This window comes from Endobacterium panacihumi, from assembly GCF_050847465.1.
Taxonomy (GTDB): Bacteria; Pseudomonadota; Alphaproteobacteria; order Rhizobiales; family Rhizobiaceae; genus Neorhizobium; species Neorhizobium panacihumi.
In genome coordinates, this window is sequence record NZ_JBOZRA010000012.1 from 45,231 (window position 1) to 55,204 (window position 9,974).

The following is a 9,974-nucleotide window of genomic DNA, read 5'->3' on the forward strand; positions in this document are numbered from 1 at the left end:
TCCTATACCCGCCGGATCGCGGTCATGTCAGAAGTCTGTTGTATAAGGCCACCTCTGCGCACTGTCGTCTGGCGCATCAGCTCGCTTCCTGTATGAGCGATGCTGAAATCCACTTGGTGAATCTCCTCGTCACGGCCTTGGAAACAGGCGTGAAAGGCCGCAAGCAGTTCTACGTCGGCAAGGTTTTGGGCGAAAGCGGCGGGACTTGCGACTGATGGAATAGTGGCCGGCAACAAATAAATGCAGGCCGGCGGCGTTCGGAATGGCCCGAGATCAGTAGCCCTATTCGCCTCTATTAGCTTGGGACAGGGGCGGCCGATCGTTCCGCACACCATATCCCAGACAACAACACCATCCACCCGCTGATTGCGCGAAATCATTTCAGCGCTGAGGCGTGTATGGATGCCTGACCAAGCATTTCTCCGCGGATCGGCACCTGGGTTAGAGCAAATGCTCCAGATAATAAACTCGTCAGCAGTCGGCGGACGCTCGAAGATGTTGGTATTATTGCCGTCCAGGCAGCCTTTCAGATCGATAATGGCGGTTCGTCCGCTATTCAAATGGACGATGTAGTCATTACGGCTAGCATCGTTGGTCGAATCCCAGCTAGCAATGAAGCCACCATCTTCCAGGTGATTGAGCGCATGCTGGGCGAACTCCCGCTTCCCACGCATGGTGGCCGAGAATTGACCTCGAACACGTTCAACGGCTCCACGGAATAGTCCGGAGTTGTAGAACTCGCGCTCGTCCAGGCCGTGATCACCCAGCTTATGCGCCTCTGTTTTCAAGACTTCGGCGAAACGCTCGATCTGATCGCGCAACCCCTTGTTCTGCTCGCAAGGGATCACGCTCATGCGGCTTCCTGGCTATTGGCGACTGTTATGCCCAGCAGTGGTTCAAAGATATGATGGGCCAGATGCCGAACCACTGGAACGGCAACACCATCGCCTGTCAAATGGTAGGCCTCGTTGTAATTTCTCGGTAGCTTGTAATCATCGGATAACCCCATGAGGCGCGCAGTCTCCCGCGTCGAGATCAGCCGTGAGCGGATATTATCGCCATCGATGACGATAATCGTCTGCCGGCTCGATCCTCCAGCCGGAGTGCGTAGGCAGCCGGCTATATCGTCAAATCGGACTTCGGCGCGCTGAACCTTGACGCCGTTCTCGTCCAACCTGGTGCGCTTATAGATTCCGCCCACCATACGCCGCTCGGCCCGCTTTGCAGCGCTGACCTTGGCTAGGTTGGTGGCCGACATCATCGCAAGCAATTTCTTCGTTTCCGCCGGCGTGTGCCAGTTCACGCCAGTCGGATTGTCTTCGACAAGATCAGCGAAGGTCGAATTCCGATGGCATGGCGTTGGAATATTCCACCAGATAAGGTTTTCACGAGCGCTTCCTGACACGCCCTCCATCGCCTTACAGAGGCCCTTGGTGTGAAAAGGCTCAAGAGGTTCGGGAGCTAGCAACGCCGGATCGATCTCAACGTCACCGCGCACGCCGATGACAAAAAGACGTGGCCGCGACTGCGGCACGAAAAAAGCGGCGTTGATGACCAAGGCCCCAAACTTATAGCCGGCGTCGGCAAAAGTTTGGCAGATTGCTTCAAAGTCCTTGCCGCCGTGCGAAGTGAGTGTGCCGGTTACATTTTCGAGCGCTACCAGCTTAGGAGCTCTACCACTGGAAATCAGATCTCTGATGACGTTCCAGAAAGGATAGAATGTTCCGGAGCGCTCGCCTCTGAGACCGGCACCGCCGCCAGCCAAAGACAAATCCTGGCACGGAAATGATCCCCACACGAGATCGGCTTGGCCTGGTAGGTCTTCGGTCGTTACGGCATTTACATCGCCAACCTTCAACTCTCCGTTCGTGCCCCAATTCGCTTGGTAGGCAAGGCCTTTCTTGTGATCGAAGTCATTAGCGAACAAGCAGGTCCAGCCGGCGCCAAGGCCCGCTCGGGCCATGCCGCCGCCTGCAAAAAATTCATAAAAGCTAGGCATTTGCCGCCTGCCAAATGGCGCTCTGGGAGACCTGCGTCGCTTCCCGAGCAAGTTTATCCTCGATGGCCTCAGCTATCCAAGTGTTTCGCGAGACATTTCCGGCTCGATGGCTGCGCGCATCGTCTATTGCCTGAAATGTCTCGGGCGAAAGGCGGAGATTGATCCTGTCCAAGGTACTCACCGGCGTTTTCAAAGAATCGTTCATGGCGCCACATTGGCGCCTTCTGCCCGACTTGTCTATGCGTTCTCTTTATGTTCTACGATTTTGAACGTCTGGCGAAGATCTCAGGAATTGTGCGACGCCTGGGTGATGGGCATCGGCCTTCGGTTCTGAAGATTACGATTCCACTAAATACTCCTGACCGGTCGAGAATCGGAAATTTTTACAGGAGAGATCCCATGAATATGGAAGACCTCACAACTCCAACCATCATAGACCAATACAGCGGCATCAGCCGCTAAATTGCAGCGTCCATTTTAGTTCGGACGGACCATTGCCTGAGTAACTTGAGTATGCCCGTCGAGTAAACGCTCGATAATCGGCGCGCCCAACGGCATCCAACCCTCACCGATCAGTCCGTTCACGCGCCGTGCGATGGCTGCGAAAACGGGAACGTCACCTTCGCCTAAAACGAGCACAAGTTGATAGCGAAGGTCATCGCCAGGATTAGTTTTGTCGGTAGGGTGCATGTGTCCTCTAACTATGTCTACCACGATTGCGCGCCACGCGTTATCGCGCTTTCGAATGAGTGAGCTCGTAGATCATTAATTAACGCTCATGGTCTCGATGCGAAAGCATTTGACCATGCTTTTCCAGGGCATGCTGATGTTGAGTTTGCTCGTTCGCAGCGCGACCGATCAACTTCGCAACGTCAGTAACTCGTTCTGCGAGATGTGATAGTTGAGGATCCTGATCTGCCCTCGCTTTAATCTCTGCAGGCAAACTTGAACCGAAACGCTGTTGCATCGCCGTAGAAACTCGTCCCACTTCTCCCAAGATGGATCGTCCTGAAGCTGATACTCGTAGCTCGTCGAACTTGGCACTCCTTTCGTTCGCAGGTGCCAGATCAATCCGAGAGAGTGCTGCCTCGGCCTCAGGGCTTAGATCAGGAACTATCACTTTGTCACGCTCGCGCTGGCGCTGCTCGTCTCGCATCTCCTGCTGTTGCGAGCGCTGGAAATATGCCCCCGCAGCAGAGACATGCCGCGACACCACGGCCGCATTCTGCCGGGCATCGATCCTGTCGCGATTGTCGCCGAGAAGCCCTGTTTTCCCAAGAAGCTCTCCATATTGCTCTGGCTTGCTCGTGAGGCCCTTTTCGATTTGACTGGTGTCGCCACCAGTGCGGGCCAACGAAGAAAGTAGTTTTTCGGAAACGGCTTTGGGGTCCTTGAACACCTGAGGCAAAAGTCGATCCGTTGCCGACCATACCGCATCCATCTTCGCGATGGTTCTTTCAGCAGCAACCTCCCCTACGCTTTGGTCATACTGCGTCTTGGCCGGAACCAGGATCCCGCGCTCTCGGGCGCCAGTCGATATCTCGATCTCGCTATGAACACCCAGCCGCTCGGCTATACCGCGCCGCTCGGCAAACTCTCGAGCATAATCTAGCGTCGTTTCTTTTGCGCCCGAGCGTGAGAGCCGGGTTTCAAGTTGTGCGTAGGCCAGATCCTGTTTGTTCACCACCGCCCAACTATGGCGGTTTGTCTCATGACCATCGGGTGGCAATCGCATAGGTTCGGAGCCCTTGTGCTGAAGGCCGATTGCGGAGCCAACGTCAGCGCCGGCTTCCTCCACCGCCCGCTGAAGATCAACGCCCCATGTCGTGTGGCGTTCGCCTTTGGCGTTTTCCAGCGTAACGAAATAGCTCTCGCGATTGCCGGCCTTGTGTTCATAGGGCGCCGCCCCATGTTCAACCAGCCTGCCCTGCGCGCCGACGGCCGCGCCTTTTGAGGACCGGAATTCCTGACTGTCGGCATAAAGTTGCACGTCATGGCGGTGGCGGCTCATGGCAACATAGGTCAGGTGCCGGTCCATGGTGCCAGAGGCAAGAACGAAAGCGCGGTCAACAGTAGCGCCCTGGTTCTTGTGGATCGTGGTGGCGTAGCCATGATCAACAGCTCTGTAATCATTCATAGGTACCCTGACCATTCGGGGGTCGGTTTGCCCCGCCGTACCGTCGAGCTCCACATGTATTGCGTCCTTCTCGACGGTCTTCACCTGACCCAACATGCCGTTCTTGACACCCAGGTCTCGGCTGTTTTCCAGAAACACCAGACGGTCGCCAGGCGCGAAGCGGCGCTCGCCGTCATTGGTTTGGTAGCTAAGTTCGCCAGCCTCCTCCCCCTTGGCAAGCTCTCCCCTATTTTGAAGCTCTGATCGGATTCCATCATTGATCGCACGGACATCGACCCGACGATGGGCCATAGCGACACGACTGCCATCCGGATGCTGTCGCTGGTCAGCGAGATAATTCTCCACCACGGCAGCTCGCGCAGCTTCCCGCCCTTCGGCAAAATGGATATTGCCATTTTCACGATAGGCAGCCAGCGCATCTATGGTCCGGTGCGAGGCAAAAGCCACTGAGGCTTCCTGCTGCCATGGCTCAAACTGTCGTTTAATCTCGCCAAGCGAGACGTGTCCTACTTGCTCTGCAATGGCGCGGAAAGGCGCTCCCGCGCCGATCGCCTGTAATTGCTCATGGTCTCCCACCAGTACAATCTTGGCGCCGCGCTTTTCCGCCTCTCCGACGAAGGATGCCAGCTGACGGCTGCCCACCATGCCAGCCTCGTCGATCACAAAGACATCTCCGCGCCCGAGCTGATGCTTCTCGTTTTCCCAGCTGCGCGACCAAGAGGCTAGCGTCCGGCTTTTGATTCCTGAACTCTCTTCCAGGCCCTCGGCCGCTTTTCCCGAGAGAGCTGCGCCCTGAACTGCATATCCCTGCCGCTTCCAAGCGTCTGCAGCTGCCGCGAGCATGGTGGATTTGCCGGCACCAGCAAGTCCCACGACGGCCGCAATCTGCTCTGGGCCCGTGACATGCACGACGGCGCGCCTCTGCTCGTTAGACAAACGCCGATCCGCATCGCCTGATGTAATGCGCATCGCTTCGTCCATCTTTTCCATCGACGCAGCAGCATGCCGGGTATCAACGTGGTGGGTGCGCGCCTGGTGCATGCGTTCAGCCGCATCCGACATTCCCCTCTCGACATCGACCATCTCCTGGGTCGAGTAGCGGGCAAGCTCCACCTCCCCGGCTTGCCCATCGACACGTTCCGGGCGAAGCTCTGTTAATGTGGGAGACGCCATGACAGACGCAAACGCATTCTGAAAAGCCTGCGCGTCGTTGTTGATGTAGCGATGCAGTGTACGGGCGATGTCATGCCGGTCGAATACGCTCTTCTCCGAGGTGATGATCGCCAAAACCTGCTCCGGTTTTTCTCGGATCAGATCTGCGTTTCGCTCCCTCGCTTCCTCAGCCAGCCTTGATCGGTCGACATGTCCACCTCGCCGATAAACATTGGTAGCTCCAACGCCCATATGCTCAGTCGGCTCTATCTCGAGACCTCGCTCCGCGTAGGAGCGATGGTCTATTCGAATATCATGACCTTCACGTGCCAGATGCTCGTTGGCCATTCCTTCCCAGGAGCGCCGGATATCGACGAGCTGCATCTGCGTCGAAGGGAGGCCTTTGGGCAGGAGCTCCTTGTTGGCCAACTCAATGTATGTTTTCGGCCCAAGCCCCTCACTCGTTACCTGCCGCGTCGTCATCAACACGTGCGCATGATGGTTGCGAACATCTCCCTGAGTACCCGGTGTGTGAATGGCAAAATCGACAGCGGCTCCGTAGCGTTCTGCCAGGTCCTGCGCGAAGGACCGCGTCAGGTCCTGCCTTCCCCCCTCCGATAGCTCGTGAGGAAGCGCCACCACGAACTCACGGGCTACTCTTGCATCCTTGCGAGGCTCTGCCCGTTCGGCGGCATTCCAGAGCGCAGATCTGTCGAGCGCCCAACGTGCATCGACACTTTCGGGAAGAACGATTTCCGAATGCCCAACACCTTCACGCCGGCTGTAATCATGAACGAGGCCATCGCGCTCATTAATAAGGACTACTGCTGCTCGATAAGCGGCGGAAGCCACGGCGCTTCTCCCAGTGGAACGCGAAACGACAGACATCTGGCAATAGAAAATCGCCATAGCCGTTTGCGCTCCTATCATTTGCGTCGGTTAGATGAAGCTATCTGAGCGTGGGTTGATTATCAACCCGTATTTGCGCCCTTGTCACTTCCTTCGCTTCGCTCTCTCCGTTTGGTGTGGAGCAAGGCGCAGCCCATGCGCACAATAAAAACGGTTACCGGTAAGCGCATTAGTTCGGCTTAGATGTTGCAACATCTCCGTGTATCATTACTATGGATAGTAACAGGGGCGGGGTGACAAATGGCGACGCAGCAAGACATCGATTTCTGGAGAGGCACCAGAAATGGCATGCAGGCGGCACTCGAAGCACGGGCCATTAGCGTAGGGCACAAGGATGTCAGTCTGATCACGAGATTTGCGCTCGAAGAGATCGAGCCGCGCGGCTATCGGCTTGTCCCATCTGAACCGATCCGCGAGATGCAGGATGCAGTAAAACACGCTATGGACAAGGGGGGTCGTCAGTCCATTTCTTGGGTCAGTGCAAAATCAAAGAACCGGTGGAGGTAATCCGCCGCGGCCGATGCTGGTCCGCAGAGGCGGAACGGATATATTGCCGAGCGCGGCCCCCCTATCGAAGGGACTTCAACCACCAACAACAGCAGAAGGGATATCGATGAAGAGCCATGAATTTGAGAAACGCATGGCCCGCCTCCGACGGCCGGCTTGGCAGCTTTCGTCTGTTAGTACCGGTAGTGACAGCTTCGACCTAACGCCGAAAACAATCGACGCGCTCACGCGTATTCTTGACCTGCTGCCTGGCGTATCTGGACTAACGATCCGAACTGAGGACGAAGCAACAGAAGTTTCGCGCGATTTTTCCGGCAACTACATCGCTGAGGTCGACCAAATGCTCGCTGACATTTTCGAACGACAGCCAGAAATAAAAGAGATTATCTTTCCCGGAAAGGGAGGCCGTGAGCACCACATCGCCACCCAAAGCAATCCGACATGCCTTCCTGATTGACACGATTCGCAGTGTGCAACGGCTCAGCGGAATGACCGGTCTCTAGGGTCGCCGCCAGCTAGCTTTTTTAAGGTGAATTTTTCCATGGCCCGCAAGACAATCGAACAACGATTGGCCGAGCTCGAAGCGCAACGATCTGCGCTCAAAGCACGGCTTTCAAAGCAGGAACGATCGAACGATACTCGTCGCAAAGTTCTGCTTGGTGCCTTCGTGCTCCACCGTATCGAAAACAGCCGCGATGACGAGTTTTCCAAAAGCCTCCAGGCGTGGGTGAAGCGAGAACTGCCAGGGTTTCTAACGAGGGATGCGGACAAGGCTTTGTTCGCAGACATCGTGGAGACGAAGTCCGGTAATCCGTGACCTCATTTTGACTATGGGATTAATATGACGAGAACACCAGTTGCAGAAATATGGGCGGACATTTCGTCACGCCTCGCATCAGTCGTGGCACGCGAACGTCGATGGGGTCAGCACAAAGTGAAACGCATCGACACGATGATAGGCCGAGTGGTGAACTATCATGTGTCTCTGGGAGCCACGTCCGGTCTAAAAGAATGGCTGGAACGAAAGGTCGCCGCTACTCCCATGCGCGATACTGACCGCCAGGCTTTCGCTGAATACTTTCAGAGTCTGCCGACGTCAGCGCCCCCCCTTCTCCATCTGAAGGATCATAGCGAATGAGACTGGCACGCGCATATCGCAACATGTTCGGCAGAGCCATAAAAAACCCCGGATGGGCGTTCTCAGCGTTGATCTGGACAGCTTTCTCCAGGAAGGGGATAAAGTTCATTGTTATCTATTTCTTCGCGATCATCATCGCCGGGATTTGGGTCAGTGGGCAACTAGGCGATCTGGGCGTGGCAGAAGGCTCATGGGTCGCTACAGCTGCCGATGTTGCGTTTACAGTAAGCATTGCGCTTATCCCGCTGATCATCTTTGCGCCCCTGATCGCCCTCAATTTTAGCGATGAGATGGCAGATACACATGGTTCGGCACGGTTTGCGACGGACAAGGAAACAGCACCTCTGACTGTCGCCGACGAGGGGCTCCTCATCGGGCGCGACACCAAAACGGGTAAACTCTTCAGGTACAGTGGTCCGTCCCACCTTTTGACCATGGCGCCAACGCGCTCTGGCAAGGGCGTTGGCACGATTGTACCCAACCTCCTAACCGCTAACCGTTCTGTAATTTGCATCGATCCAAAGGGAGAGAACGCCAAGATTGCTAGCCGCACACGCGAAAGGTTCGGGCCAGTCCATGTCCTCGATCCTTTCGGCGTAACTGGAATGCAATCATCTGCGTTCAATCCGCTCGACAGTCTTGACCCGGAAGGCCTTGATGTCGCCGAGGATGCCAGCACGCTTGCTGACGCTCTCGTGTTCGATGAACCGGGAACTGGTGGAGAAGCCCACTGGAATGAAGAGGCGAAAGCGCTTATCGGCGGTCTGATCCTTAAAATTGTCACCGACGAACCACGTAATCGACGCAACCTAGCTTCGCTGCGAGAGTATCTAACGCTTGCGCCTGAAGCCTTCGCTTCACTGTTGAAGCAGATGCAGGAGAACAAACAGGCGGGTGGGCTCATCGCTCGCGCTGCAAACCGCCACCTCGGCAAATCCGATCGCGAAGCGGCTGGCGTTCTCTCTGCTGCACAGCGGCATACTCACTTTCTGGACAGCCCGCGGATGCATCGCGTGCTTGACGACAGTCATTTCTCTTTCGGCGATCTGAAACACCGCACCGCGACGGTATTTCTCGTACTACCACCTGATCGCCTGTCCACATATTCCCGATGGTTGCGCCTCCTGATTACGCAAAGCCTCTTGGAGATGGCTCGGGATCAACAGAAGCCGGTATCGCCTGTCCTCTATTTGCTCGATGAATTCGCCTCGCTTGGTCACCTGGCTGCAGTAGAGCGCGCCATGGGTCTCATGGCTGGCTATGGCGTTCAGCTTTGGCCAATCCTGCAAGATATTCACCAGCTACGAGCTACCTACGGTCAGAAAGCAGGTACCTTTCTGTCGAACGCCGGCGTCCTGCAGGTCTTCGGTGTTAATGATCATGAGAGTGCTAGACTGGTATCCGATTTGCTTGGCCAGGAAACGGTCGTGTTCAAAACAATGGCGCGCGCCATGGACTCGGACAACTCGGGCATCACCTACAGCCAGCATCATACAGCCCGCGCTCTCCTGACGCCTGATGAAGTCCGAGGTATCCCTCAGCATGTCCAGCTCTTGTTTTTGTCTGGGCAAAAGCCAATCATTTCGACAAAGCTGGCATATTACGCCGACCGCGAATTCGTCGGAATGTTCGATCCTGCGTAGCTGACTCTATGGTAGCGATGCGCTTGGACGAAGCTGGCGCATCGTTACAAACCCAGCTGCTCGTTTCCCGGCTCGGTTGAGTTTCCGAGCAAATCTTCCAGCGCGCCTTTCAACACATCCTCGATGGCTCCCAAGCGCACGCCGCGATCCGCCAGCCGAAGCACGAGGCTGGTGATTTCCGGATCGCTCACCGCGTCATGCATCGCCCAGTTTTCAAGAGCTGTAAAATCGTCGGGATTCCGTCTTGATTGTACCATCGACCTAAACTCCGTTACCCATCTTGACAAGTTTTCGCCCGAACTAACGATAACACGAAACTGCCGACGAGCCTGACCGGCGCGTATACGAATTCACGCACGCCGCGCCTCCTCGACGCCGCGCGCCCGCAGCAGCGCCATCAGCACCGGTCCGAGCGAAAACTCGCCTCTCCGGCTGCGTTCCGTCAGATTGCGCAGATAGCCGCCAGCGGAATTGATGTGCCCTCCCCTC

General features: G+C 56.1%; 10 protein-coding genes. 4 read left to right on the forward strand and 6 right to left on the reverse strand.

Annotation, left to right across the window (positions count from 1 at the left end):
• Nucleotides 1–2: 2 nt before the first annotated feature.
• The 4 genes from ACRQ1B_RS28405 to traA all read right to left on the reverse strand — a co-directional run bounded on the left by ACRQ1B_RS28405 (nt 3) and on the right by traA (nt 6,197).
• Nucleotides 3–854, reverse strand: coding sequence for a hypothetical protein (locus ACRQ1B_RS28405; protein WP_432297649.1), 852 nt, complete (start codon nt 852–854; stop codon nt 3–5).
• Nucleotides 851–1,999 carry a DNA cytosine methyltransferase gene (locus ACRQ1B_RS28410; protein ID WP_432297650.1) on the reverse strand — a complete coding sequence of 383 codons (1,149 nt, stop codon included), beginning with the start codon at nt 1,997–1,999 and terminating at the stop codon, nt 851–853. Before ACRQ1B_RS28410 ends, ACRQ1B_RS28405 begins: the two co-directional genes overlap by 4 nt.
• 477 nt (nt 2,000–2,476) lie before the next feature.
• Nucleotides 2,477–2,689 (reverse strand): hypothetical protein, encoded by a 213-nt coding sequence (locus tag ACRQ1B_RS28415; protein ID WP_432297652.1) that lies wholly within the window; start codon nt 2,687–2,689, stop codon nt 2,477–2,479.
• Between the two features lie 79 nt (nt 2,690–2,768).
• Nucleotides 2,769–6,197, reverse strand: a complete 3,429-nt coding sequence (gene traA, locus ACRQ1B_RS28420; RefSeq protein WP_432297654.1) for a Ti-type conjugative transfer relaxase TraA — start codon at nt 6,195–6,197, stop codon at nt 2,769–2,771.
• Nucleotides 6,198–6,437: 240 nt separating this feature from the next.
• Between traA and ACRQ1B_RS28425 the strand changes: the two genes are divergently transcribed.
• The 4 genes from ACRQ1B_RS28425 (at nt 6,438) to ACRQ1B_RS28440 (ending at nt 9,485) form a co-directional block, all read left to right on the forward strand.
• Nucleotides 6,438–6,704 carry a hypothetical protein gene (locus tag ACRQ1B_RS28425; RefSeq protein WP_432297655.1) on the forward strand — a complete coding sequence of 89 codons (267 nt, stop codon included), beginning with the start codon at nt 6,438–6,440 and terminating at the stop codon, nt 6,702–6,704.
• Nucleotides 6,705–6,810: 106 nt separating this feature from the next.
• Entirely contained in the window at nt 6,811–7,161 is a 351-nt protein-coding gene (locus ACRQ1B_RS28430) for a hypothetical protein (RefSeq protein WP_432297657.1), read from the forward strand.
• Nucleotides 7,162–7,245: 84 nt separating this feature from the next.
• Complete coding sequence (locus ACRQ1B_RS28435) at nt 7,246–7,521, forward strand: mobilization protein (RefSeq protein ID WP_432297658.1); 276 nt, start codon at nt 7,246–7,248, stop codon at nt 7,519–7,521.
• Nucleotides 7,522–7,838: 317 nt separating this feature from the next.
• Nucleotides 7,839–9,485, forward strand: a complete 1,647-nt coding sequence (locus ACRQ1B_RS28440) for a type IV secretory system conjugative DNA transfer family protein (protein ID WP_432297659.1) — start codon at nt 7,839–7,841, stop codon at nt 9,483–9,485.
• A gap of 44 nt (nt 9,486–9,529) precedes the next feature.
• On the opposite strand, the gene ACRQ1B_RS28445 is transcribed toward ACRQ1B_RS28440, so the two are convergent.
• Nucleotides 9,530–9,742, reverse strand: coding sequence for a hypothetical protein (locus ACRQ1B_RS28445; protein WP_432297661.1), 213 nt, complete (start codon nt 9,740–9,742; stop codon nt 9,530–9,532).
• A 93-nt stretch (nt 9,743–9,835) separates the two neighbouring features.
• On the reverse strand, nt 9,836–9,974 hold a 139-nt coding region (gene repC / locus ACRQ1B_RS28450; RefSeq protein WP_432297662.1), incomplete at its 5' end, for a replication initiation protein RepC.